22 protein-coding genes are annotated in these 24207 nt (G+C 67.3%); 20 read left to right on the top strand and 2 right to left on the bottom strand.

The annotated features are described in order from the left end of the window. Positions 1 to 2: 2 nt before the first annotated feature. The 13 genes from ACFWFP_RS21175 (at position 3) to ACFWFP_RS21115 (ending at position 14851) form a co-directional block, all read left to right on the top strand. The gene (locus ACFWFP_RS21175) at positions 3 to 1034 is read left to right on the top strand and encodes an MlaD family protein (protein ID WP_379297516.1); all 1032 of its coding nucleotides are present in this window, start codon (positions 3 to 5) and stop codon (positions 1032 to 1034) included. A 5-nt stretch (positions 1035 to 1039) separates the two neighbouring features. Then, entirely contained in the window at positions 1040 to 2095 is a 1056-nt protein-coding gene (locus ACFWFP_RS21170; RefSeq protein ID WP_379297514.1) for an MCE family protein, read from the top strand. Then, positions 2092 to 3195: an MCE family protein gene (locus tag ACFWFP_RS21165; protein WP_379297512.1), complete on the top strand. Its 1104-nt coding sequence runs from the start codon at positions 2092 to 2094 to the stop codon at positions 3193 to 3195. Before ACFWFP_RS21170 ends, ACFWFP_RS21165 begins: the two co-directional genes overlap by 4 nt. After that, a complete protein-coding gene (locus tag ACFWFP_RS21160) occupies positions 3192 to 4292 on the top strand; it encodes an MCE family protein (protein ID WP_379297510.1) in 1101 nt (366 codons plus the stop codon). The genes ACFWFP_RS21165 and ACFWFP_RS21160 overlap by 4 nt, the downstream gene beginning before the upstream one ends. Continuing rightward, entirely contained in the window at positions 4289 to 5560 is a 1272-nt protein-coding gene (locus ACFWFP_RS21155) for an MlaD family protein (protein ID WP_379297508.1), read from the top strand. The genes ACFWFP_RS21160 and ACFWFP_RS21155 overlap by 4 nt, the downstream gene beginning before the upstream one ends. An 18-nt stretch (positions 5561 to 5578) precedes the next feature. Then, positions 5579 to 6580, top strand: coding sequence for a LacI family DNA-binding transcriptional regulator (locus ACFWFP_RS21150; protein WP_379297506.1), 1002 nt, complete (start codon positions 5579 to 5581; stop codon positions 6578 to 6580). 136 nt (positions 6581 to 6716) lie between these two features. Further along, the gene (locus ACFWFP_RS21145) at positions 6717 to 8174 is read left to right on the top strand and encodes an aldehyde dehydrogenase family protein (protein WP_379297504.1); all 1458 of its coding nucleotides are present in this window, start codon (positions 6717 to 6719) and stop codon (positions 8172 to 8174) included. A gap of 65 nt (positions 8175 to 8239) precedes the next feature. After that, positions 8240 to 9433 carry an amidohydrolase family protein gene (locus tag ACFWFP_RS21140; protein WP_067444964.1) on the top strand — a complete coding sequence of 398 codons (1194 nt, stop codon included), beginning with the start codon at positions 8240 to 8242 and terminating at the stop codon, positions 9431 to 9433. Next, on the top strand, positions 9430 to 10857 hold the full coding sequence (locus tag ACFWFP_RS21135; RefSeq protein ID WP_379297502.1) for a FadD3 family acyl-CoA ligase: 1428 nt from the start codon (positions 9430 to 9432) through the stop codon (positions 10855 to 10857). Before ACFWFP_RS21140 ends, ACFWFP_RS21135 begins: the two co-directional genes overlap by 4 nt. A gap of 30 nt (positions 10858 to 10887) precedes the next feature. Further along, positions 10888 to 12144 carry an amidohydrolase family protein gene (locus ACFWFP_RS21130; RefSeq protein ID WP_379297500.1) on the top strand — a complete coding sequence of 419 codons (1257 nt, stop codon included), beginning with the start codon at positions 10888 to 10890 and terminating at the stop codon, positions 12142 to 12144. Positions 12145 to 12171: 27 nt separating this feature from the next. Further along, a complete protein-coding gene (locus ACFWFP_RS21125) occupies positions 12172 to 12474 on the top strand; it encodes a DUF4286 family protein (protein WP_132369824.1) in 303 nt (100 codons plus the stop codon). After that, positions 12474 to 13607: an acyl-CoA dehydrogenase family protein gene (locus ACFWFP_RS21120; RefSeq protein ID WP_379297498.1), complete on the top strand. Its 1134-nt coding sequence runs from the start codon at positions 12474 to 12476 to the stop codon at positions 13605 to 13607. Before ACFWFP_RS21125 ends, ACFWFP_RS21120 begins: the two co-directional genes overlap by 1 nt. Next, positions 13604 to 14851 (top strand): acyl-CoA dehydrogenase family protein, encoded by a 1248-nt coding sequence (locus ACFWFP_RS21115; RefSeq protein WP_379297496.1) that lies wholly within the window; start codon positions 13604 to 13606, stop codon positions 14849 to 14851. Before ACFWFP_RS21120 ends, ACFWFP_RS21115 begins: the two co-directional genes overlap by 4 nt. A 187-nt stretch (positions 14852 to 15038) precedes the next feature. Here the strand turns inward: ACFWFP_RS21115 and ACFWFP_RS21110 are convergent, their stop codons facing one another. Both ACFWFP_RS21110 and ACFWFP_RS21105 read right to left on the bottom strand, forming a co-directional pair. After that, entirely contained in the window at positions 15039 to 16244 is a 1206-nt protein-coding gene (locus ACFWFP_RS21110) for a CaiB/BaiF CoA transferase family protein (protein WP_379297494.1), read from the bottom strand. Continuing rightward, positions 16244 to 17761, bottom strand: coding sequence for an aldehyde dehydrogenase family protein (locus ACFWFP_RS21105; RefSeq protein WP_379297492.1), 1518 nt, complete (start codon positions 17759 to 17761; stop codon positions 16244 to 16246). Before ACFWFP_RS21105 ends, ACFWFP_RS21110 begins: the two co-directional genes overlap by 1 nt. A 197-nt stretch (positions 17762 to 17958) precedes the next feature. Here ACFWFP_RS21105 and ACFWFP_RS21100 point away from each other — a divergent pair, with 197 nt between their 5' ends. The 7 genes from ACFWFP_RS21100 to ACFWFP_RS21070 all read left to right on the top strand — a co-directional run bounded on the left by ACFWFP_RS21100 (position 17959) and on the right by ACFWFP_RS21070 (position 24191). After that, positions 17959 to 18765 (top strand): TauD/TfdA dioxygenase family protein, encoded by an 807-nt coding sequence (locus ACFWFP_RS21100; protein WP_379297490.1) that lies wholly within the window; start codon positions 17959 to 17961, stop codon positions 18763 to 18765. Then, entirely contained in the window at positions 18762 to 19466 is a 705-nt protein-coding gene (locus ACFWFP_RS21095; protein ID WP_379297488.1) for an SDR family NAD(P)-dependent oxidoreductase, read from the top strand. The genes ACFWFP_RS21100 and ACFWFP_RS21095 overlap by 4 nt, the downstream gene beginning before the upstream one ends. 68 nt (positions 19467 to 19534) lie before the next feature. Beyond that, the gene (locus ACFWFP_RS21090) at positions 19535 to 20395 is read left to right on the top strand and encodes a mycofactocin-coupled SDR family oxidoreductase (protein ID WP_379297486.1); all 861 of its coding nucleotides are present in this window, start codon (positions 19535 to 19537) and stop codon (positions 20393 to 20395) included. 14 nt (positions 20396 to 20409) lie between these two features. After that, positions 20410 to 20601: a ferredoxin gene (locus ACFWFP_RS21085; protein ID WP_379297484.1), complete on the top strand. Its 192-nt coding sequence runs from the start codon at positions 20410 to 20412 to the stop codon at positions 20599 to 20601. Between the two features lie 12 nt (positions 20602 to 20613). Then, positions 20614 to 21975: a cytochrome P450 gene (locus ACFWFP_RS21080; protein ID WP_379297482.1), complete on the top strand. Its 1362-nt coding sequence runs from the start codon at positions 20614 to 20616 to the stop codon at positions 21973 to 21975. A gap of 8 nt (positions 21976 to 21983) precedes the next feature. Further along, complete coding sequence (locus tag ACFWFP_RS21075) at positions 21984 to 23642, top strand: OB-fold domain-containing protein (protein WP_379297480.1); 1659 nt, start codon at positions 21984 to 21986, stop codon at positions 23640 to 23642. A 45-nt stretch (positions 23643 to 23687) separates the two neighbouring features. Further along, positions 23688 to 24191, top strand: a complete 504-nt coding sequence (locus ACFWFP_RS21070) for a DoxX family protein (RefSeq protein WP_379297478.1) — start codon at positions 23688 to 23690, stop codon at positions 24189 to 24191. The last annotated feature ends 16 nt before the right edge of the window (positions 24192 to 24207 follow it).

The raw sequence follows: 24207 nt of genomic DNA, 5'->3' as shown, positions 1-24207 counted from the left end.
AAATGACACGCGACCTCGCCGGACTGACCGCTTTCCTGCTCGTCGCCGCCCTGCTGATCTGGATGGTCCGAGTGACCCTGCAACGTGATGTCATCGGTGACACGCACGCCTATTCCGCGGTGTTCAGCGATGTCTCAGGACTGCGCGTCGGCGACGATGTCCGGGTCGCCGGAGTACAGGTCGGCCGGGTGGACTCCATCCGCATCCATGGTCCCGATGCCGAGGTCGGCTTCCGGATTCAACGAGATCAGCCCGTCTACGGCAACACCATCGCCTCGGTCACCTATCAGAATCTGATCGGACAGCGCTATCTCGGGTTGAGCAGAGCCGAATCCGGCGATCCGACGGCGCTGGCGGCCGGTGCGCGGATCCCACTGGAGCGCACCGAACCGAGCTTCGATCTGTCGGGGCTGCTCAACGGATTCCAGCCGTTGTTCAGCGCCCTCGACCCTGGCGACGTCGACAATCTGACCTCCGCGCTGATCCGCGCCCTCCAGGGCGACGACGGCGCGGTCGCCGCCCTGATCACCGAGACCGCGACCCTGGTGCAGTCCTTCGCCGGGCCGGACCAGATCCTGGGCACCCTGATCGACAACCTGTCGGCGGTCATGACCACGCTGGCCGTGCAGAGCGCCGGGCTGCAGACGACGTTCACCCAGACCCGCAAGATCTTCGACGCCCTCGAATCCCGCCGTGACACGCTGCTGGACCAGACCGCGCGGATCTCCACCGTCGTCGCCGACGCCGCCGCGGTGGTCGACGGCGCGAGTCCGTCGCTGACGGAGTTCATGAACCGCGAACCCGGCTTCGCGCGGCACTTCGTTGACGGGAAGGAACGTTTCGCCTTCCTCGGCTTCAATATTCCGTTGCTGTTCCAGGCGATGATCCGGGCCACCGACGCGGGCGCTTTCGTCAACGCCTATGTGTGCGATATCAGTTTCAGCATCATCCCCGGCATCGATCCGGTGATCGCGCAGATCCTGGGCGGCGCCTCCCCGACCGGTCGGCCCCAGCACTCCGCGATCTGTAGGTAGGACCCATGAAGACACCACTGCTCGCCCGCGTCTCGGCGCGCCGAGGCGCCAGCACGATCGCCGCCGACAAGTCGTTGCGCACCGGCCTCATCGCCGTGCTCTCGGTGGTGCTGGCGCTGCTCGTGCTGGTCGTGGTCAATTCGCTGAACCTGGGCACCCGCACTGTGCGGGCCGATTTCGCGCAAGCCGCGGGAATCGCCGCCGGTGACCCGGTGACCTGGGCGGGTATTCCCGTCGGCACGGTGACCGGCACCCGGCTCGCCGGCGACCACGTCGAAGTGAGCCTGTCGGTCGACGACGAGGTCACCCTCGGCGCCGATGCCGCGGCCGCGATCAAACTCACCACGCTGCTCGGTTCGCGCTATGTCGAACTGCGCTCGTCGGGCAGCGGCGAGCTACGCGACAATCGAATTCCGTTGTCCCAGACCACGGTTCCCTACGACCTCGAGACCGCGCTGCAGGACGCGACCACGACCTTCGACCAACTCGACGCCGACCAGATCGCCGAGTCGATGACATCGCTGTCGCGCGGACTCGACGGCATGCCGTCGCTGGTGCCGGGCATCCTGCGCGATATCCGGTCGCTGTCGACCACCATCGCGACCCGACGCGACCAAATCGGCACGCTGCTCACCAGTACCGACCAGGTCAGCACCGTGATCCGCTCCCAGCAAGCCGAACTCGCCTCGGTGGTGGGTCAGGGCGGCACGGTGCTGCGCCAGATCATCGCCCGCCAGGACGCGCTACGCCGACTACTGGACGCGATCACCACGCTGGTCGCGCGGCTGGAACCGATCGTGGTCGATGACCAGGCCGAGATCGAACAATTGCTGACCGACCTGCGCGACATGACCGCGATGATGGCGGGCCACGACGACCTGCTGCGCAACATCCTGCAGATCCTTCCGGTCCCCTGGCGCATGTTCGCCAACGCCACCGGCACCGGTGCCGAACTCAACGCCAACGCCCCCGACGGCGCCTTCATCGACTCGTGGATGTGCGCTCTGAGTGCCGTCGCCGTCGAGTCCGGCCGCGCCCCCTATCACCAGGACTGTCGATGAAAGCCCTGCTGTCCACCCTGAAACTGGCCGCGATCACGGTAACCGCCGCCTGTCTGACCAGCTGCTCGGTCGGTTCCCAGGCGGACACCACCACCATCACCGCCGAATTCGCCAATGCCAACGGACTTTACGAGGGCAACCCGGTCTCGGTGCTCGGCATGAAGGTCGGGCGAATCGTCCGGATCGAGGCCCGCGGCACCGAGGTCGTCGTCGAGATGAGAGTCGACAGCGCGATCCAGCTACCGGCCGACGTGCAGGCAGTCACAATCTCGGATTCGCTGCTCACCGACCGTCACGTGGAACTCACCCCGGTCTACCGCGGCGGACCGACCCTGCCCGCGGGTGCGGTGCTCGGCACCGCCCGCACGAAGTCGCCGGTCGAGTTCGACGCTCTGCTGTCGATGGCGCAGAAGTTGTCGGCCTCGCTGGGCGGTGACGGCAAGGGCGCGGGACCGGTCGCCGACCTGATCGATCTGGGGTCCGCCGCGACCACGGGCAACGGCGACGAGATGCGGGCAGCCCTCGGCGAGCTCTCCCGGGCGTTGCGGCAGGGCCAGGACAACGGGGCCGCCACCCGCGACGCGATCACCACCGTCGTGACCAACCTCGACGAGCTGACCGCGGCCGCCGCGCGCAATGACGCGACGCTGCGCGAATTCGGCGGCGCCGTGGCACAACTCACCGATTTCCTGGCCGAACAACAGCTGGGTGCCGGCGAGACCGGCGCCGCGCTGAACCGGATCATCAGCCAGGTCACCGAGCTGCTCCGCCGCCATCAGGGCACTATTTCCGGTCTGGCCACCAACGCGAACACGGTGACCGGTTCCCTGGCCGCCTACGACTACAACCTCGCCCAGTTCCTCGACGTGTTCCCGATGGTCGTCGACAACGCCTACAACTCCGTCGACCCGAATGTCCGTGCGCTGCGCGCCGGCGTGGACGTCAACCGGCTGCTGCTCGACGGTCAGATGGTCAAGGAGGTCTGCAATCTGCTGCAACTACAGAACCATGGCTGCGCGACCGGAACCATGCGCGATATGGGACCGGATTTCGGTATCACCGCCATCCTGGCGGGCATCGCGGGAAAGAGCGGCCGATGACATCTCGCACCCCGATAGCGCCCCGGCTCGTGGTCGCCGCCGCGCTCGCCTTGTCCGCCAGCGGATGTGCCACGGGGCTGGACCAGTTGCCGCTGCCCGCACCGGGGCTCGGCGGCGACACCTACACCCTCACCGCGACCTTCTCCAACGCGCTCAATCTGCCCATGAAGGCGAAGGTGACGCTCAACGGCGCCGATATCGGTCAGGTCGAGTCCATGTCGGCCCGCGACTACACCGCCCTGGTGACCCTGCGCATCACCTCGTCGGTCCGGTTGCCCGTCGGCACCTCGGCGCAACTGCGGTCGGCCACCCCGATGGGCGACGTCTTCGTGGCGATGAAGCCGCCGCCGGTCGTCGAGCCCGGCGGCGCGGTACTCGACGACGGTGCCGCGATCACCCTCGAGTCGACTTCGGCGGCCTCGACGATCGAGGAAATGCTCACTCGCGCATCACTTCTGGTCAACGGCGGCACCATCCAGTACCTCACCACCGTCGTCGCCGCGCTCAGCGACCACGTCGGTGGCCGCGGTGACCGGCTCGCCGCGCTGCTCGACGAGACCCGAGCACTGCTGCGCGGCCTCGCCGATCGCACCGACCAGATCAACGGCGTCCTGCACGGCGCGGCCGATCTCAGCGCGACGGTGGCGGCCCAGCAGTCCACCCTCGCCGACACCGTGGCCGCGGCCGGACCAGCCGTCGAGACCCTCGCCGAGAACACCGATTCCCTGGTCACCTTGGTCGATCGCGTCCATACGATCGCCACCCAGCTCGCGCGGTTCCCCAGTGTCGCGGGCACCAACAACACGAGTATGGCCGCCAACATCAACCGATTGGCCGCCGGGCTCAATGCCGCGGCCCTCAATCCGGAGGCCGACCTCGACTCGGTGAACGAGATGATCAAGATCGTGCTCAAGATGATCAGTGGTCCCAATGGGCACGTCGCGGTCGACGTCGCCCAGCTCGCGATTCCCGACCCGGCGAATCCGGGCGGTGTCGGCGGCCGAGCTCCTGATATCACCGACTGGACCGCCTTCGTCGGCTCGCTCCAGCACATGATCGATCGGCTGGGCGTCCGGCTGGCAGGAGCACCGCGATGACCACGACACCCCGGCCGAGCCGGATGGAAACACCGGCCCGCGCGCTCGTCGGGGTCGTCCGGGCCGCACACCGGCATCGATCCGTGGTCTCGCTGCTCGGACTGCTCGCCATCCTCACCGGCGCCTGTTCGCACCTGCTTCTGTCCACCTTCGGCGTCGATCCGCTCGATCACCCGTATCGAGTTCGCGTCGAACTCACCCAGTCCGGCGGACTGCTGCCCGGACAGGAAGTGACCGTGCGTGGTGTGCGGGTCGGACGGGTGGACTCGGTGCAGGTGGTGAACAAGAAGGTGATCGCTGTCGCCGCCATCGACGAGGACGTGCGGATCTCGGTGTCGGGGCAGGTGCGGGCCGCGGCGCTCTCCGCGGCCGGCGAGCAGTATCTCGACTTCCTGCCCGCGAGCAACGACGGCCCGTATCTGACCGACGGGGCGCTGGTCACCGCCGACCGCACCTCCACCCCCGTGCCGATGTCGGACATGCTGCAAAGCCTCAGCGGCACCCTCGCCCAGATCGATCCCGACCGGCTCGCGACCATTTCGCGGGAGTTGGGTGTCGGTCCGGCCGGGCCCGACAAACTGGCCGACATCATCGACGGTGGCACGTTCCTCATCTCCACGCTCGACACGGTGCTGCCCAACACCGTGAACCTGTTGCGCAACAGCCGAGTCGTGGTCGCGGCCCTACACGACGGTCGCAGCACCCTGCGGTCCACCTCCGCGAACCTCGCGGCCGTGCTCGGCGGCATGGCGTCGATGACCGACGGCTACGAACAACTGCTGACGCAGACGCCGCCGCTGCTGACCGAACTCGACACCATCCTCGCGCAGAACTCACCGACGATGGTGCAGTTGCTGGGCAATCTCGTCACCGTCTCGCAGGTCGCCTACTCCCGGATTCCCGCGCTGGAGGAGTTCTTCTTCCCCCGCCAGCGCGCTGGATCCGCCCTCGATGCGGTGGCCTCGGCGTTCCACGACGGCGGTGTCTGGGCACTGGCCAGCATCTACCCCCGCTACGCCTGCGACTACAACGTGCCGCGGCGGGGCGGCTCGGTCCCCGATTACGCGCCGCCCTATCTCCACGCGGACTGCACCGACCCCGATCCCACGCTCATGCCGCGCGGCGCCCGCAACGCGCCGCGACCGGCCGACGACCCCGTTCGCCCGCCGCCGCCCGTCGATCCCTTACAGACCGCCGAGCAGGCCCCGGTGGGACCGCTGACCATTCCCACGCCGTACGGCGGCCCCTACACACCGGGTCCCCGGTGACGGTGCCATCATGAGTGCATGGCCGCTCCCGATCCCGACGCGACGAGTGTCGGCAAAAGTGCGCGGCCCACCCACGCCGACGTCGCCCGGCTGGCGAACGTGTCGACCGCGACCGTCAGCTACGTCCTGAACAACTCCGCGGGCAAACGAATCTCCGCACGTACCAGGGAGGCGGTCTACCGCGCCGCCGGACAGCTCGGCTATCGCCCCAATGTCGCCGCCCGCAACCTCGCGCGTGGCGAGAGCGGGGTGGTGCTCTCGGTCCTGCCGCGGGTCGCGGTGGGCGACATGCCGATTCAGGCGGGCAGCTTGATGGCCACCGCACTCGCGCAGCACGGTTTGCTCCAGGTGCAGATCTTCGAGACCGAGGACCACGAGCGCATCATCGATGCGATCGACAATCTCGATCCGATCGCGGTGGTGAGCCTGTTCCCGTTGAGCAGTGACGCACGCGGCAAGGTGCAGGCCGCGAAGGTGCCGCTGATCGAGATCGGGCTGCTGCCCGCGCTCGGCGATCCCTTGCTCACCGTGGGGGCGATGCGCGTCGGGCACCTGGTCTCGCGTGGGCATCGCAAGATCGCGTTCGGACGCACCGACGTCGCCAAATGGCGTGCCCTCGGCGACTATTGGCTCCAGGGGCTCGTCGACGCCGCGCAAGCGCACAACCTGCCGCCGATCACCGTGCACGAGGTCACCGCGAGCAACGCGGCCGAGGTGGTCACCGGTTGGGTACACGCCGGGGTGACCGCCGTCTGCGCGCAGAGCGACGAGATCGCGGGCTTGGTTCTGCACGGTCTCCGGGAGGCCGGACTGCGCTGCCCGCAGGACCTCGCGGTGATCGGCATCGACGCCAATCCCATGGGGGCGCTGTGTGATCCGCCGCTCACAACGGTGGAGTACAACCCCGCCGCGGTCGCCGATGCCGCGATCGCCGCTGTCCTCACCGAACTGGGATATCCGGCACCCCCCGCGCCACAGCCGACCGATGTCGCCCGCCTCATCGTGCGGGCTTCCACCTAGCTTCCCGCTTCCTCACCAGAGCCCCTTCGGGGTCTGGACACCTCGATGGTTATGCGCTTAACCTAGCGACGACGGTGGATTCCGCGTACCGAATCCGTTGCGCTCGAGTCACCGCTGACATGCGAGGAGTTACGCCATGACCGTGCAGACTGTGCTGGACGAGATCCGCAACCGACCGGGCACCGGAGACGCGATCCCCGTCGTCGATCCCGTCACCGAGGAACAGCTCACCGAATTCACCGACGGCGGCTCCGAAGCCGTCGACGAAGCCGTCGCACGGGCGAAAGCGGCGTCGAAATCCGGCCTCTGGAAGAACCTGGCGGGCAGCGAGAAAGCCAAGATCCTCTGGCGCGTCGCGGATCTGATCGACGAGAACACCGAGCTGCTGGCCGACCTCGAATCGGCCAACGCCGGAATCCCACAGAACCAGGCCGCGCTCACCGTTGGCATCGGCTCGGAATGGTTCCGCTACTACGCCGGTTGGTGCACGAAGATCGACGGCATCGCCCACGACGTGAACGCCGGCGGGCTCACCGGCGTGGAATCGCGGCAGCACGGCTACACCCTCAAGGAGCCCTACGATGTCGTGGGGCTGATCTTCCCGTGGAACGGGCCGGTCTTCAACTACTGCGCCAAGGTCGCCCCCTCTCTCGCGGCCGGGTGCAGCAGCGTGGTGAAACCCGCTGAGGAGACTCCGCTTTCGGCGCTGGTACTCGACCGGCTCCTGGCCCAGGCCGGCGTACCGGAGGGCGTGGTCAATCTGGTCAACGGCTACGGACACACCACCGGCGCGGCGATCACCGCACACCCTGACGTGGACAAGGTCGCCTTCACCGGCTCCACCGAGGTCGGCAGGGCGATCGTGCAAGCCTCGGCGGCGAGCAACCTCAACAAGATCACCCTCGAACTCGGCGGCAAATCACCGGTGCTGATCTTCGACGACGCCGATCTCGATATGGCGATCATGATGGCCGGCTTCGGCGCCTTCGTGCATTCGGGCCAGGCGTGTGTGTGCGGTTCGCGCGTCTTCGTGCAACGCGGCTCCTACGACAAGGTCGTGGCGGGCATCGCGAACCTGGCCGACAACATGAAGATGGGTGGGCCAAGGGAAGAGGGCACCATGGCCGGCCCGCTGATCAGCGCCAAGCAGCTCACTCGGGTGCTGGGTTATGTCGATCAGGGCAAATCCGAGGGCATCGAGTTCGTGGCCGGCGGTCAGCGTCTCGATCGAACCGGGTACTTCGTGCACCCCACCGTGGCCACCAATGTCGACCCCGCCACCAGCCGCCTCTACCGCGAGGAGATCTTCGGCCCGATCGTCACGGTCCTGCCTTTCGACACCGAAGAGGAGGTCGTCGCGATGGCCAACGACAGCTCCTACGGTCTGGCCGCCACCGTCTGGACCAAGGACATCGGCCGTGGCCACCGACTGGCCAAACAACTGCAGGCCGGAACCATCTCGCTGAACTGCCAGATGGTCTTCGACCACTCCATGCCCTTCGGTGGATACAAGCAGTCGGGCTGGGGCTACGAGTCCGGCAAGGCGGGCCTGGAGGCCTACCTGCAGACCAAGGCCGTCTGGACGCAAATGTAGCGACTGAATATTGCCATGCGCATCTTGTGAGAATATGATTCTCACTAACCAACAAGGAGGCTCTCATGACGCAGCTGGATCTGCCGTATCAGTTGTTCGACGCGGACAATCACCTCTACGAAACCAAGGAGGCGCTGACCAAGTTCCTCCCTGCCGAGTACGAGGGGACCATCAAATACGTCGAGATCAACGGGCGCACCAAGATCGCGGTCCTCGGTCAGATCAGCGAATACATTCCCAACCCCACCTTCGAGGTCGTCGCCCGTCCCGGCGCCATGGAGGACTACTTCAAGAACGGCAACCCGGAGGGAAAGAGCCGACGGGAAATCTTCGGCAAGTCGATGAAGTCGATCCCGGCGTTCCGCGAGCCGGGCGCGCGCCTGGAGCTCATGAACGAGCTGCAGCTCAACCGCTCGCTGATGTTCCCCACGCTGGCCAGCCTGGTCGAGGAGCGGATGCGCCACCATCCCGACCTGATCCACGCGGTGATCCACTCACTGAACCGGTGGTTGCTCGAAACCTGGGGCGAAGACGGAAATTTCGTCTACAAGGACCGCATCTTCACCGTGCCGGTGGTGAGCTTGCCGATCGTCGAGAAAGCGATCGAGGAACTCGACTGGTGCGTCGAGCACGGCGCCAAGGCGATTCTGGTGCGCCCTGCTCCGGTCCCCGGTCTGCGCGGGCTGCGCTCGTTCGCGCTGCCGGAGTTCGACCCGTTCTGGAAGCGGGTGGTCGAGCACGACATCCTCGTCACCATGCACTCCTCCGACAGCGGCTATTCGCGGCACAACGCCGAGTGGGAGGGCTCCAGCCTGGAGATGCTGCCGTTCCAGACCAACACCTTCCGGATGACCACCGAATGGCGTCCGATCCAGGACGCGGTGGCCTCCTGGGTGTGCCACGGCGCGCTGTTCCGCTTCCCCGAGCTCAAGGTGGCGGTCATCGAGAACGGCGCGTCGTGGCTGGCGCCGCTGCTGGAGAATCTCGCCGACGTCGCCAAGAAGGCGCCGGAGGGCTTCGGCCATCAGGATCCGGTCGAGGCGGTCAAGCGCAGCATCTTCGTCAGCCCGTTCTGGGAGGAGGACCTCGGCGGGATCGCCGACCTGCTCGGGGTGGACAACGTCCTGTTCGGTTCCGACTATCCGCACCCGGAGGGCCTGGCCGAACCGGCACGCTACATCCATGAGATCAAGGATCTGAGCCTGGAGCATCAGGCCAAGATCATGGGCGGCAATCTCGCGAGGCTGCTGAAGGTATGACCTGGCAGACCATCCCGCAGATGGTTCTGAGCGCCGCCGATCGCTTCGGCACTGCCGAAGCGATCGTCGACGGACCACAGCGGTTGAGCTTCATCGATCTCGCCCACCGGGTGCGCAAGGCCGCGGGCGCTTTCGCGGCGGCGGGCATCGAGCGGGGCGATCGGGCGGCGATCTGGGCCCCCAACTCGGCCGAGTGGATCATCGCCGCGTTCGGTCTGGTCACCGCGGGCGGGGTCCTGGTCCCGATCAACACCCGATTCAAGGCCGAGGAAGCCGCCGACGTCGTGCGGCGCAGCGGCGCCAAGCTGCTGTTGGTGCAGCAGGGCTTCCTCGGGACCGACTACGCGGGCCCGCAGGGCGTACCGGTGATCGACCTGAAATCGGATTTCCTTTCCAGCGGTGAGCCGTTCGAACGGGCGCTCAACGGCACCGACATCGCCGACATCATCTACACCTCGGGCACCACCGGTCGCCCCAAGGGCGTGATGATGAATCACCGCCAGACCCTGCGGCTGTACGCGGAGTGGTGCGAGCTGGCCGACCTGCGCGAAGGCGATCGGTATCTGATCGTCAACCCGTTCTTCCACACGTTCGGCTACAAGGCGGGGCTGATCAGCTCGCTGATCCGCGGCGCCACCATCCTGCCGGTACCGGTCTTCGACATCGAGCAGGTCCTCGAACTCGTCGAACGCGAACGGGTGACGATGCTGCCCGGCCCGCCCACCCTGTATCACGCCCTGCTCGACGCGCCCGGCACCCACGATCTGTCGTCTTTGCGGGCCGCGGTCACCGGGGCGGCCGACATCCCGGTCGAATTGATCCGGCGGATCAAGACCGAGCTGCCGTTCCAGTCGATCATGACCGGCTACGGGCTCACCGAAGCCGGAACCGCGACGGCGTCCCGGCCCGGCGATACCTTCGAGCAGGTCGCGACCACGGTCGGAACCGCGTGTGACGGCGTGGAAGTGCGCATCGCCGAGGACGGCGAAGTGCTGGTCCGCGGATACTCCGTCATGCAGGGCTACTTCGACGATCCGGACGCGACGACGGCGACCATCGATGCCGACGGATGGCTGCACACCGGCGATCTCGGCAGCCTGGACCTGGACGGCCGCTTGCGGATCGACGGGCGCAAGAAGGACATGTTCATCGTCGGCGGCTTCAATGCCTATCCCGCCGAGGTCGAGGCCTTCCTGCTCGAGCACCCCGCCGTGGCCCAGGTCGCTGTCGTCGGTGTACCCGACGAGCGGCTCGGGCAGGTCGGCCGCGCCTTCGTCGTCGCGAAAGGCCCGGTGTCAGAGGCGGAACTGGTGTCGTGGGCCCGCGATCGGATGGCCGGCTTCAAGGCGCCCCGATCCGTGCGGTTCCTCGACGAGCTGCCACTCAACGCCACCGGCAAGGTCATGAAAGACCAACTGCGTTAACCGAATTCGCCTGACTTCGAGGAATCCTCCATGAACTTCTCTGACATGATCCTGGTCAGCATCGATGACCATGTGGTCGAGCCGGCCGATATGTTCGCCCGGCACACGCCCAGCAAGCACGCCGAGTACATCCCGAAACTGATCACCAACGACCAGGGTGTCGATCAGTGGGTGTATCGGGGCAAACCGGTGGGCGTCACCGGTTTGAACGCGGTGGTGGGGTGGCCGAAGGAAGAGTGGGACAAGAATCCGGCCCGCTACGCCGAGATGCGTCCGGGGGTCTACGACATCCACAGCCGGGTGGCGGACATGAACGCCAACGGCATCCTGTCCTCGATGTGTTTTCCGACCTTCGCCGGATTCAGCGCCGGGCATTTGAGCCAGTTCAAGGACGAGATCACCATCGCGGTGATCTCGGCCTACAACAACTGGCACATCGACGAGTGGTGCGCCGCCTACCCCGGCCGGTTCATTCCGAACGCGATTCTGCCGCTATGGGATCCCGTGTTGGCCGTCGCCGAGATCAACCGGGTCGCCGCCAAGGGGTTCCGTGGCGTCACGATGCCGGAACTGCCGCATATCGACGGGCTGCCCTCCTACCATGACGGCGAGTACTGGGGTCCGGTGTGGGCGGCGCTCGCCGATACCGGACTCGTGATGAATCTGCACATCGGGCAGGGTTTCGGGGCGCTGCGGCTGGCGCCGAACGCGCCGATCGACAATCTGATGTGCCTCGCGCCGACGGTGTCGCAGATCGCCATCCAGGACCTGCTGTGGGGACCGGCGCTGCGCACCTATCCCGGGCTCAAGGTGGCCCTGTCCGAGGGTGGGATCGGGTGGATTCCGTTCTACCTCGACCGCTCCGACCGCCATTACACCAATCAGAAGTGGCTGCGCCGCGACTTCGGCGGCCGGATGCCGAGCGACGTGTTCCGCGAGCACGTCATGGCCTGCTATGTCACCGACCGCAACTCGCTCAAGATGCGGCACGAGATCGGGATCGACATCATCGCGTGGGAATGCGACTACCCGCACTCGGACTCGCTGTTCCCCGATGCCCCGGAATTCGTGCTGGAGGAACTCACCAGCGCCGGCGCCGACGACAGCGACATCCATCAGATCACCTGGCGCAACGCCTGCCGATTCCTCAACTGGGATCCCTTCACTCATATTTCCCGCGAGGACGCGACGGTCGCGGCACTGCGGGACAAGGCACGCGATGTCGACCTGACCATCCGGCCGCGCGCGGAATGGGCCGAGCGCTACACCGCCCAGCACATCAGCTGATCACCCGAACAACCGAAGGACATTGCCATGCATTTGATCGTCTTCTCCAGTCCCCGCGCGGGCATGGACGAGGAATACAACACCTGGTACACCGAGGTGCACATTCCCGACATGCTGGCGATCCCCGGCGTCGAGTCGTGCACCCGATTCCGCGCCCAACCGGTCGGCGGGCAGGCCCCGGAATTCACCTATCAGGCCGACTACCTCATCGACGGCGATGCCGGTGCGGTACTGAAGGAGATCAAGGTTCGCTCCGCCGACGGGCGTTTCACGCTCAGCCCGGCCATCGACCCGGCAGCCATGAAAGTGACTGTCTGGGAATCACTCTGATGGACTTCGAGCTCTCCGACGACCAGCGGCTGTTCCGCTCGACCACGCGCGAATTCCTCGCCAAGTCCGTTCCGCTCGACGTCGTGCGCGGCCTCGCCGCGTCCGGCGTCGGGTTCGACCGCGAGTGGTGGCGACAGGGCGCCGAACTCGGCTGGACCGCACCGCTGGTCCCGGAGCGGCTCGGCGGCGGATCGGTCTCGGCGGTGCCGATGGCCGACCTCGCGCTGGTCGCGATGGAGTTCGGGCGGGCCTGCGCGCCCGGCCCGCTCATCACCACCAGTGCCGTGCTGACCTCGCTGGTCAGGGAGCAGAACCGCTTCGCGGACCTGCTCGCCGCGGTGCTCAGTGGTGAAACCATCGCCGCCTGGGCCCATTACGAGCCGGGACACGGGTTGGGGCCCGCGGCGGTGGATACCGTCGCGGTGCCAGAGGGGGCCGGATTCCGGATCTCCGGTGTCAAGGATCGGGTGGAGTGCGGCGATCAAGCGGACGTGCTGCTGCTTTCCGCGCGCGGTCCCCACGGGCCGGTCCAGGTGCTGATCGCCGCCGACGCGCCGGGTGTCACCGTCACCCCGACCTGGACTCTCGACCTCGTTCGCCGCACCGCGAAAATCTCGTTGGTCGACGTCGTGGTCGGCGAGGACGCCGTCGTTCAGCGCTATCCGGGCGAGACCGCCGCCGCGCTGGAGACCCAGGCGCAGGTCGCCGCGGCGCTCACCGCCGCGGAGTCGACCGGCGCGGCCGAGCACGCCTTCGAACTCACCGTGCGGTGGATGTTCGACCGCTACACCTTCGGCCGACAGCTGGCGTCCTATCAGGCGCTCAAACATCGTGCGGCAGAACACAAGACCTCGCTCGAGGCCTGCCGTGCCACCGCCTGGGCCGCGGCCAACGCGTTCCAGGGCGACCCGACCAGGACTGCCGAGGCAGTCAGCGTCGCGAAGTCCTATATCGGGGCTGTCGTGCCCGGCCTGCTCCAGGACTGCGTGCAGATCCACGGCGGCATCGGGGTGACGTGGGAACACGATATGCATCTGTATCTGCGGCGGGTCACCCTCGGGCGCGCGCTGTACGGGACGCCGGAGGAACATCGCCGTCGCCTCACCGATCTCCTGGACAGGAAGGTCGCATGACCGAACCGAGCACCGCCGAGCTCGAGCCCGTCGACGAATTCCGCGTCCGCGCCCGACGTTGGTTGTCGGACACCCTCACGCCCGCACCGCCGAACCAGCACGGGGAAACCAGCAAGTCCGAGGAATCCTGGCAGCGCGCCAAGCAGCTGCAACGCATCCTCTACGACGGCGGCTTCGCCGGCATCTGCTTTCCGAAGGAGTACGGCGGTCTCGGCCTGACACCCGAGCACCAGCGGGTGTTCAGCGAGGAGTCGCGCGCCTACGAGATGCCGCTGGCGCTCAACATCCCGACCCTGACCGTCTGCGCGCCGACGATTCTGGACATGGGCACCGAGGAACAGAAGCGCACTCACCTCTCGGCGGTGCTGCGCGGCGAGGAACTGCTCGTGCAGTTCCTGTCCGAACCACGCGGTGGCTCGGACCTGGCCGGGCTCACCACCCGCGCCGAGCGCCGGGGCGATTCCTGGGTCCTCAACGGCGCCAAGATCTGGAGCTCGGGCGCGTACGCCGCCGACTACGGGCTGTGCCTGGCCCGCACCGATTGGTCGGTGCCCAAACACGCCGGGCTGACCATGTTCCTGGTTCCGGTGCGCGCGCCCGGTGTCACCGTTCAGCGCATCACCCAGGTCGACGGGTCCCGGGAGTTCTGCCAGGAATTCTTCGACGATGTCGTGCTGCCCGCGGAGGCAGTGCTCGGCGAGGTCGACGGCGGCTGGGAAACCACGAACCGGCAGCTGTTCCATGAGCGCAGCGCCGTCGGGGGCGCGTCGCCCTACTCCAGCGGCATCCAGACCCACAGTGGGCGTGATATCTCCGGTCTCATCGAATCGGCCAGGCGGACCGGGCAATTGGATGACCCGCGGGTCAGGGAGGATCTCGGTGAGGCGCGGGCGCTGAACATGGTGCACGATCAGCTGATCGGCCACATCACCCGCGGTATCGCGGCGGGTGAGTTCGTGCCCGCGGCCGGATCGATGGTCCGGTTGTTCAGCGCCCGGAATTCGTGGCTGCAAGCGGATATGGCCGTGCGGATCGCCGGGGCCGCCGCCGCGACGGGTTGCGACGCCGACGATGCCGCGACCGGACAGGCCGGACAGGATTACCTGATGCGCCAGGCGTGGAGTCTGGCGGGCGGCAGCACCGAGATGGCCCTCAACCAGATCAGCGAGCGGGTCCTCGGGATGCCCCGGGAAGCCGCCGCCGATCGAGGATTGCCGTTCGATCAGGTCGAACGCGGCCGCTGATCGAATCGGCGCGCACACAACGGAAGACGAGCGGCCCGCCTCGGTGGCACCTACCCGAGGCGGGCCGCTCGCTGTCGCGATGGCTCGGAGCGGATGGCGTCCGCGACACTGCCGGGCCGAACAGAAAAGCTCCGGCGGGCACCCACTGTGGGTGCCCGCCGGAGCTTTTCATGATCGTGGGCAGATCTCAGGTGATCGCGCCCGCGGTTTTGAGGGCGATGACCCGCTCCCAGTCCAGCCCGAGACCCAGGAGGATCTCCTCGGTCTGGGCGGCGAACTCGGGGCCGGGGGCCAGTTCGGGTGCGGTGACGTCGAATTGCACCGGATTGGCGACCAATTCGAGCTCACCGGCGCGAATCAGGTACTCGTTGGCCCTGATCTGCGGGTCTGAGCCGACCTGCAGGCTGTCCTGGACCGGTGCCCAGGGCCCCGACAGCGTTCCCAGGCGCTCGGTCCATTCGGCGAGGGTCCGGCTCGCGAACGCCTCGCGCAGGATCGCCACGGCCTCCTGGGTATTGGCCGCGATGTCGGCGGAGGTCCCGAAACGGGGGTCGGTCGCGAGTTCGGGACGGTCGATGTGGCTACACACGTCGGCCCAGAACTTCGCCGGCTGCAACATCACCAGCGACAGGTAGCGGCCGTCGGCGGTGGCGTACAGACCCGAGAGCGGATTGCTCGGCGCGCCATGGGCGCCCGGTACCGGCGCCACCATCGGCTCACCGAGATGGGCCGAGAGCGCGATGGTGTGGCCCATCGCCCACAGCCCGCTCCCGAGCAGCGAGACATCGACCACCGACGGTTCGCCGGTGCGTTCCCGTTTGAGCAGCGCCGCCGCGATCCCACCCGCGAGGTTTGTCCCCGAGATGGTGTCGCCGAAGGCGGGCCCCGGGGGCGAGACCATGCCCTCGGTGCCCGGCGGGGTGATGGTGGCGGCGACCGAGCCGCGGCACCAGAAGGCGGTCATGTCGAACCCGCCCTTGTCGGACTCCGCGCCGCGCGGGCCGAGCGCACTGCCGCGCGCGTAGACGATCTTCGGGTTCACCGCGCGGATGTCGTCCACGTCGATCCCGAATTTGGTGCGCGCCTGCGGCAGGAAGCTGGTGAGGAACACGTCGGCCTCGCGGGCGAGGTCGTGGATCACCGCGCGCCCCTCGGGCACCGACATGTCGACGCCGATGCTGCGCTTGCCCCGATTGGCATGTTCGACATTGGGATTGGGGTCACCCTCGACCCGCATCCGGCCGATCTGTCGAAGGCCGCGTTGCGGATCGCCAGTGACCGCGTGTTCGACCTTGATCACATCGGCGCCCCAGTCGGCCAGGACCGCGCCCGCCGACGGCACGAACCCGTACATCGCGACCTCGAGAACGCGAATTCCTTCCAGCGGCCCCACTACTCGGCACCGCCCGACGCGTCGCTCAAGCCGACGACCGCGGCGTAGGTCTTGCTCTCCAGGAATTCCTCCAGCCCGGCGACACCGCTTTCGCGGCCGATCCCCGACTGCTTGAATCCACCGAAGGGAGCGTCCGGCTGGAAGTAGTTACCGCCGTTGATGCTGAACGTTCCGCTGCGGATGCGCCGGGCGATCCCGAGCGCGCGCTCGGGATCGGCGCTGAACACCGCACCGGACAGGCCGTAGATCGAATTGTTGGCGATGCGCACCGCGTCGTCGTCATCGTCGTAGGGGATCACGACGAGTACCGGGCCGAAGACCTCCTCCTGCGCGATCTCGCTGTCGGGATCGACGCCGGCGAGCAGGGTCGGCGCGTAGAAGAAGCCCGGATCGACCTTCGTACCGCCGGTGACCAACGTGGCGCCGGCGGCGACCGCGCGCTCGACCAGGCCGTGCACCTTGTCGCGCTGCTTGGCGCTGATCAGCGGTCCCATATAGGTTTTCGGGTCACTCGGATCCCCACTGCTCACCCAGCCGAGATTGGTGACGACCAGCTCGACGATCTCGTCGTGGCGGGCACGTGGCACCAGCAGCCGGGAGGTGAGCGCGCAGCCCTGTCCCGCGTGGGTGCAGATGGTGAACGCGGCGAACACGGCCGTGGTGGCGAAGTCGGCGTCGTCGAGCAGGACCATGGCGGATTTGCCGCCCAGCTCGAGGAAGACCCGCTTGAGCGATTCGCTCGCCGCCGCCATGATCTGGCGCCCGACCGGGGTGGAGCCGGTGAAGGTGATCAGGTCCACGTCGGGGTGGGTGGTCATCAGCTTGCCGATCTCGACGTCGGCGGCGGACAACACATTCACCACGCCGGGCGGGATATCGGTGTGCTCGGCGATCAGCTCACCGAGGGCGAGCGTGGCCAGCGGCGTGTCGGGGGCGGCTTTGAGCACCACCGTGCAGCCCGCGGCCAGGGCGGGCATGAGCTTGGCCAGGGCCAGCTGATGCGGGTAGTTGTAGGCCACGATCGCCGAAACGACACCGGCGGCTTCCTTCTCGATCCAGCGCCGGTGGCGCTCCCCGCGGATCTCGAGCTCGCTCAGTTCCTCGGTCAACGAGTACTCGGGCAGCAGGTCGGCGTAGAAGCGAGCGATCTCGATCGGGAAGTCGAGCTGGTTGCCGTGGGTGAGCCGCCGGGTGGCGCCGACCTCGGCGATGGTGAGCTCGCGCAGGTCCTCCACGTTGTCGAGCAGTGCCCGATGGAGTTGGTCCAGGCAGCGAGCCCGCAAGGCCGCGTCGGTCGACCAGCTGGTCGTGTCGAAGGCTCGACGGGCGGCGGCGATGGCCGCCTCGGTCTGTTCGAGCGTGGCTTCCGGCGCGTAGCCGTACACCTCGCCGGTCGCGGGATTGAGCGAGGCGAAGGTCTGTTCCGCCTCGACCAGCTGTCCGTCTATCAGCAACCGCTTGGTGACTGCCGTGGTCGGCGCGGACGCGCCGATCGAGTCCGTGTCCTGGGATGACATCCCGTCTCCTCGCTGAGCGTTGGAAATGTGATTCTCACTGCAAGAGAACACTATATCCAACGCAAGGGCTCGCATCAGCCGAATACGGCGACCGACACCGCGATCACCGGCAACCCGTTCGCCGAAAGACGGACATCAGGCCTTGCGGAGGAAACCTCAGCGAGAGTACGGTTCTCGCAACTGGAAGGGAGATTCTTGTGATCCACACTACAGCGCTGCGTCCCGCGATCGGGGTGGAAGTCACCGGCGTCGCCGATCTGCACGACGACACGGTGGTCAGCCGGTGCCTCGAGGCACTGAAATGGCGCGGTGTGCTGGTCGTGCGCGGTCTGCACCTCGATGACGAAGCTCAACTCGCGTTCTGCCGCGAGCTGGGCACGGTGTTGGCGCCGGGCGGCCGGGAGATCTTCACGATCACTCTCGATCCCGCGAAGAACCGGGCGGCCAAATACCTGGAAGGCACGTTCTTCTGGCATATCGACGACACCACCAACGAGGTGCCTGCCAAGGCCACCGTGCTCACGGCCCGGCACGTCGCCATGGAAGGTGGCGGCACCCAGTTCGCCAGCACCTACGCCGCCTACGAGAACCTCCCCGAAGCCGACCGCAAGCGCTACGAAGGTCTGCGCGTGGTGCACAGCTTCGAGGCGTCCCAGCGCCTGGTGCATCCGGACCCGACCCCCGAACAGGTCGCGGACTGGCGTACCCAGCCGAGCCACGAGACGGCCCTGGTCTGGGAGCGCGCGGACGGTCGTAAATCGCTGGTGATCGGCGCCACCGCCGATCACATCGTCGGCATGGATCCCGCGGAGAGCCGGGCGCTGCTCGACGAGCTGCTCGCCTGGTCGACCCAGGATCGCTTCGGCTACACCCACGACTGGACCGTCGGCGACCTGGTGATCTGGGACAACACCGGAATCCTGCATCGGGCGCTGCCCTATCAGGCGTCCTCCGAACGCGAACTGCACCGGACCACCCTCGCGGGCGAGGAGGCCTGGGCGTGAAGACCGCGGTGGTCACCGGCGGCGGCTCCGGTATCGGTCTCGCTGTCGCACAACGGCTCCAGGCCGACGGGTATCACGTGGCGACGCTCGATCTGCGCCCGACCGATACCCAATTCGCCCACACCGCCGACGTTTCCGACCCCGAGCAGGTGGGCGCAACCTTCGCCGCGATCCGCACCCAGCTCGGCCCCGTGACGATCCTGGTGAACGCCGCGGGCCTGGACGGTACGGGGCGCTTCACCAAAATCGACTTCGCGCAGTGGCAGCGGGTGATCGACGTCAACCTCAACGGCGTCTACCACTGCGTCCAGGCGGTGCTGCCCGACATGCTCGAGGCCGGGTGGGGTCGCATCGTGAACATCTCCTCGTCGAGCACGCATTCGGGTCAGCCCTTCATGTCGCACTACGTCGCGGCCAAGTCCGCGGTGAACGGGCTGACGAAATCGCTGGCGCTCGAACTCGGTCCGGCCGGGATCACCGTCAACGCCGTCCCGCCCGGCTTCATCGACACCCCGATGCTGCGCAAAGCGGAGGCGGCCAAGCTGCTCGGCGGCACGATCGACGACCACATCCAGCGCACCCCCGTGCGGCGGGTGGGCCAACCCGAGGACATCGCCGCGGCGTGCGCGTTCCTGATCTCCGAGAGCGCCGGGTACATCACCGGGCAGATCCTCGGCGTCAACGGCGGCCGCAACACCTAGCCGTACCGATCCAGACAACGGGCCCGCCACCTTCCGGTGGGCTCCGCACATATCGAAAGGAAATTCCCGTGGGACGTGTCGAGGGCAAGGTCGCCTTTATCACCGGAGCCGCACGAGGCCAGGGCCGCAGTCATGCGGTGCGTCTGGCCGCCGAGGGCGCCGACATCATCGCCGTCGATATCTGCCAGGACATCGACACCATCGGGTACCCGCTCTCGCGTCCCGAAGATCTGGACGAAACGGCGCGACTGGTCGAGAAGTCCGGGCGGCGCATCGTCACCGTCCAGGCCGATGTGCGCGATGCCGCGCAGATGCGTGACGCGGTCGCGCACGGAGTACAGGAACTGGGACGCCTCGACATCGTCGTGGCCCAGGCCGGGATCGCCGGGATGAAGGGCGAGCCGCAGTGGCAAGCCTGGACCGATGTGCTCGACACCAACCTGGTCGGCGTGCTCAACGCCATCCATGCCGCGCTGCCGCATCTGCAGGCCGGCGCGTCGATCATCGCCACCGGGTCGCTGGCCGCGCTGATGGACACCACCAAGGTGGACCAGCCGGGCAAGGATCCCGGCGGCGTCGCGTACATGGTCGCCAAGCGCGCGCTGTCGATGGTGGTGCACGAACTCGCCACTCACATCGCCCCGAAGAAGATCCGCGCCAACGTTATCCACCCCACCAACTGCAACACCCCGATGTTGCAGAGCGAGCCGATGTACCGCTCGTTCCGCCCCGATCTCGCGAGTCCGACCCGCGCGGACGCCGAACCCGCCTTCCACACCATGCAGGCCATGCCGGTTCCGTATGTCGAGCCCGAGGACATCAGCGACGCGGTGTTGTTCCTGGCCTCCGACGAGTCCCGTTTCGTCACCGGCAGCCAATTGCGGGTGGACGCGGGCGGATACCTGAAGTGGTACGACTACCACGCCTGAAAGGAATTCCCGCCGTGAAGGTTCGAGTCGATTCAGCGCGCTGCCAAGGCCACACGCTGTGCGCGATGACCGCTCCCCGATCATTCGAGCTGAGCGAGTTCGACGGTCACTCGTCGCCGGTCAGTGAGACCGTCGCGCCCGACGAGGAGGAGCAGGTGCGTGAAGCAGCCCACTCCTGCCCGGAACGCGCCATCGATATTTCCTGAGAGGACACCGCCATGAGCGTCGACGACGTGGCGACCGACGACACACGCAAGAAACCGAATTTCTCGTTCGACAGAATGACCCCCGAATATCGGGACCAATTCGTCGCGACCACCGAAGCCATGCATGAGCAGTGCCCGATCGCCTGGACCGACACCCACGACGGGCACTGGGTCGCGGCGGGCAACCGCGAGGTCTTCGAACTCGCGCGCTGCCCGCACATCTCCAACGACCACGACACGGCCGGGGTCCGGCGCGGCTACAAGGGCATCTCCATCCCGAAAGCCCCACGGGCGAGCGGTGTTCGGGGCGGCATTCTGGAAATGGACGAGCCGGAGCATCGCGAGGTGCGCGCGGCGCTGAATCCGTACCTCTCCCCCGCCGCCGTGGCTCGCTGGATCCCGTTCATCGACGAGATCGTGCGCGCCGCGCTCGACGAGAAGATCGAGTCGGGGCGGATCGATTTCGTCGACGAGCTGGCCAATATCGTGCCCGCGGTGCTGACCCTGGGCATGCTGGGTATCCCGCTCGCCAAATGGACGATCTACAACGAGCCCGCACACGCGTCGGTGTACACACCACCGGATTCACCGGAGTATCCGCGGGTCGCGGAAATGCATCGGACGATGGGCATCGATCTGCTGCAGAATCTGTTCGAGATCAGGGAGAACCCCCGGCCCGGCCTGATCAACGCGATCAACAACGCGACGATGAACGGCGAGCCGCTCCCCGATATGGAAATGCTGGGCATGCTCGGCCTGCTCATCGGCGGCGGCTTCGACACCACGACCGCGCTCACCGCGCACGCCCTGGAATGGCTCTCGGAGAACCCGGACCAGCGCGCGACACTGAGCCGCGAGCGCGACGATCTCCTCGATTCCGCCACCGAGGAATTCCTGCGCTACTACACGCCTGCACCGGGTGACGGGCGCACGATCGCCGAGGATTGCGAGGTCGTCGGCACCGAGTTCAAGGAAGGCGATCGGGTGTGGCTGTCGTGGGCGATGGCCAATCGGGATCCGGCGGTCTTCGACGATCCCAACGAGGTGATCCTGGACCGGCGGCGTAACCGGCACTACAGTTTCGGGCTCGGCATCCACCGGTGCATCGGCTCGAACGTGGCGCGCACCGTGTTCAAGCGCATGCTGCTCGCCGTTCTCGACCGGATGCCCGACTATCGGTGCGATCCCGAGACCACGGTGCACTACGACACCATCGGCGTCATTCAGGGCATGCGGCACCTCCCGGCGACGTTCACCCCGGGCGTGCGGCTGGGAGCCGGACTCGAGGAGACACTGGCGAAACTCCAGACGATCTGTGACGAACAGCAACTCGCGGCACCCGTCACAGCCCAGCGGGACGCCAGTACACAGTGAGGAACGAGATGGCCGAGGCATCGGGGCGGCCCCTGCCCCTGGTGACCGCGGAGAACGAATTCTTCTGGACCGCAGGCGCCGACGGGCGCCTGCGGATCCAGGAGTGTGGTTCGTGCGCGGCCCTGATCCATCCACCACAGCCGGTGTGCCGGTACTGCCACGGGCACACCGTCGGCGTCCGGGAGGTCTCCGGCTTCGCCACCCTGGTCGGCTTCACCGTCAACCAGCGGTTCAGCGTGCCGGGGCTACCCGCGCCGTATGTGGTGGCCCAGGTCGCGGTCGAGGAGGATCCCCGGGTCCGGCTCACCACCAATGTGGTGGGCTGCGATCCGGCCGACCTGGTGCTGGGGATGCGGATGGAGGTCGTGTTCGAACAGGACGCGGATGTGTGGTTGCCGCTGTTCCGGCCGACCGCCGAACAGCTCGAACCCGCGCCCCTGCCTGCCGACGAGATCGAACCGCACCGGTTCGGCGAGCACGTGCGGCCGATGATCGGCCGGGACAAGTTCGAGGACAAGGTCGCCATCACCGGGATCGGGATGTCGGATATCGGTCGGCGGCTGATGGTTTCGCCGCTGTCGCTGACGATCGCGGCCTGCGAGCGGGCGGTCGCCGATGCCGGGCTCACCATGGCCGACATCGACGGCCTGTCGACCTATCCCGGCGGCGGCAATGTCGGCGGTTTCGGCGAGGGCGGCGTGACCGCGCTCGAGGCCGCGCTGGGTCTGCGACCGACCTGGTACAACGGCGGTTTCGAGACCTTCGGTCCCGGCGGGTCGGTGATAGCGGCGATGCTGGCCGTCGCCGGCGGGTTGGCCAGGCACGTGCTGTGCTTCCGCACCGTCTGGGAGGCGACGTACAACGAACTCCTGCGCACCGGCAAGATCACGCCGACGGGCGGCCGGACCACCAGTTGGATGATGCCCTTCGGCGCCACCTCGGCCGCGCATACGTTGGCGCAGAACGCCCAACGGCATTTCCATCGCTACGGCACCACCAGGGAAACGCTCGGCTGGATCGCACTGAACCAGCGCGCCAACGCCGAGCTGAATCCGACGGCGGTCTATCGCGAACCCCTGACGATGCCGCACTACCTCGACGCCAGACCGGTCACCACCCCGTTCGGGCTCTACGACTGCGATGTTCCCTGTGACGGCGCGGTCGCCGTGCTGATCTCGGCGATCGACACGACCCCGGATCTGGCCAAGCCGCCGGTGCGGGTCGCCGCGGTCGGTACCCAGATCCTCGAACGGATCGAATGGGACCAGAGCACCCTGACCCATGAACCACAGGTCCTGGGCCAGGCCGCGCACCTGTGGTCGCGTACCTCGCTGCGCCCCACCGACGTCGACGTCGCCGAACTCTACGACGGATTCACCTTCAACTGCCTGTCCTGGATCGAAGCCCTCGGCTTCTGCGGAATCGGCGAAGCCAAGGACTTCCTCGACGGCGGCAAGAACATCGCGCGCGACGGGCTGCTCCCGCTCAACACCCACGGCGGCCAGCTCTCCCACGGCCGCACCCACGGCATGGGGCTGTTGCACGAGGCCGTCAGCCAATTGCGCGGCGAGGCGGGCCCCCGCCAGGTCGAGGGCGCGCGGGTCGCGGTGACCAGCAGCGGCGGGCTGACGCCGAGCGGTGTCCTCCTGCTGACCAGCGACAACTGACCCGATTCGACCGAGCCACCCTGTCGTGGCTCAGGAGGTGAACCCATGGATGTCACCGAGGTAGCGCCGACTCTGATCCGGCTCGTCGTCGGCGCCACGATGATCGCGCACGGACTCAATCATTGGCTCGGTGGCGGCCGGATCGCGGGCACGGCCCGCTGGTTCGCCGGCCTCGGCCTGCGCAACGGTGTCTTGCAGGCGTGGGCGAGTGTGGTCGCCGAGATCGGGGCGGGCGTGCTGCTGATCCTCGGCCTTGCCACACCGTTGGCCTGCGCGGCGGTGATCGCGGTGATGCTCGTCGCCGGGCTGCTCGCGCACCGCGCGAACGGATTCTTCGTCTTCAAGGAGGGGTACGAGTACGTACTCGTCCTGGCGGTGGTCGCGCTGGCGCTGGCCTTCACCGGCCCGGGTCGCCTGTCGATCGATCACGCCGCCGGAATCACTGTCACCGGCTGGGCCGGGGGCGTCATCGCACTCGGCGCCGCCGTGGCGTCGACCACGGGACTGCTCGCGCTGTTCTGGCGCCCGCGGCCCGAACCTGCTGCGTGAGCGGCATAGTCGAATA

It is taken from the genome of Nocardia sp. NPDC060249 (genome assembly GCF_042728755.1).
Classification (GTDB): domain Bacteria; phylum Actinomycetota; class Actinomycetes; order Mycobacteriales; family Mycobacteriaceae; genus Nocardia.
The sequence above is the reverse complement of the archived record's forward strand: the minus strand, read 5'-3'. Positions and strand labels throughout refer to the sequence as shown.

Bases quoted from the DNA above. Each gene is read 5' to 3' on its own strand.
- ACFWFP_RS21175 (WP_379297516.1), top strand. From the start codon at position 3: ATGACACGCGACCTCGCCGGACTGACCGCTTTCCTGCTCGTCGCCGCC.
- ACFWFP_RS21135 (WP_379297502.1), top strand. From the start codon at position 9,430: ATGACCTGGCAGACCATCCCGCAGATGGTTCTGAGCGCCGCCGATCGC.
- ACFWFP_RS21150 (WP_379297506.1), top strand. From the start codon at position 5,579: ATGGCCGCTCCCGATCCCGACGCGACGAGTGTCGGCAAAAGTGCGCGG.
- ACFWFP_RS21130 (WP_379297500.1), top strand. From the start codon at position 10,888: ATGAACTTCTCTGACATGATCCTGGTCAGCATCGATGACCATGTGGTC.
- ACFWFP_RS21120 (WP_379297498.1), top strand. From the start codon at position 12,474: ATGGACTTCGAGCTCTCCGACGACCAGCGGCTGTTCCGCTCGACCACG.
- ACFWFP_RS21165 (WP_379297512.1), top strand. From the start codon at position 2,092: ATGAAAGCCCTGCTGTCCACCCTGAAACTGGCCGCGATCACGGTAACC.
- ACFWFP_RS21125 (WP_132369824.1), top strand. From the start codon at position 12,172: ATGCATTTGATCGTCTTCTCCAGTCCCCGCGCGGGCATGGACGAGGAA.
- ACFWFP_RS21080 (WP_379297482.1), top strand. From the start codon at position 20,614: ATGAGCGTCGACGACGTGGCGACCGACGACACACGCAAGAAACCGAAT.
- ACFWFP_RS21105 (WP_379297492.1), bottom strand. From the start codon at position 17,761: ATGTCATCCCAGGACACGGACTCGATCGGCGCGTCCGCGCCGACCACG.
- ACFWFP_RS21115 (WP_379297496.1), top strand. From the start codon at position 13,604: ATGACCGAACCGAGCACCGCCGAGCTCGAGCCCGTCGACGAATTCCGC.
- ACFWFP_RS21070 (WP_379297478.1), top strand. From the start codon at position 23,688: ATGGATGTCACCGAGGTAGCGCCGACTCTGATCCGGCTCGTCGTCGGC.
- ACFWFP_RS21145 (WP_379297504.1), top strand. From the start codon at position 6,717: ATGACCGTGCAGACTGTGCTGGACGAGATCCGCAACCGACCGGGCACC.
- ACFWFP_RS21160 (WP_379297510.1), top strand. From the start codon at position 3,192: ATGACATCTCGCACCCCGATAGCGCCCCGGCTCGTGGTCGCCGCCGCG.
- ACFWFP_RS21140 (WP_067444964.1), top strand. From the start codon at position 8,240: ATGACGCAGCTGGATCTGCCGTATCAGTTGTTCGACGCGGACAATCAC.
- ACFWFP_RS21170 (WP_379297514.1), top strand. From the start codon at position 1,040: ATGAAGACACCACTGCTCGCCCGCGTCTCGGCGCGCCGAGGCGCCAGC.
- ACFWFP_RS21155 (WP_379297508.1), top strand. From the start codon at position 4,289: ATGACCACGACACCCCGGCCGAGCCGGATGGAAACACCGGCCCGCGCG.
- ACFWFP_RS21075 (WP_379297480.1), top strand. From the start codon at position 21,984: ATGGCCGAGGCATCGGGGCGGCCCCTGCCCCTGGTGACCGCGGAGAAC.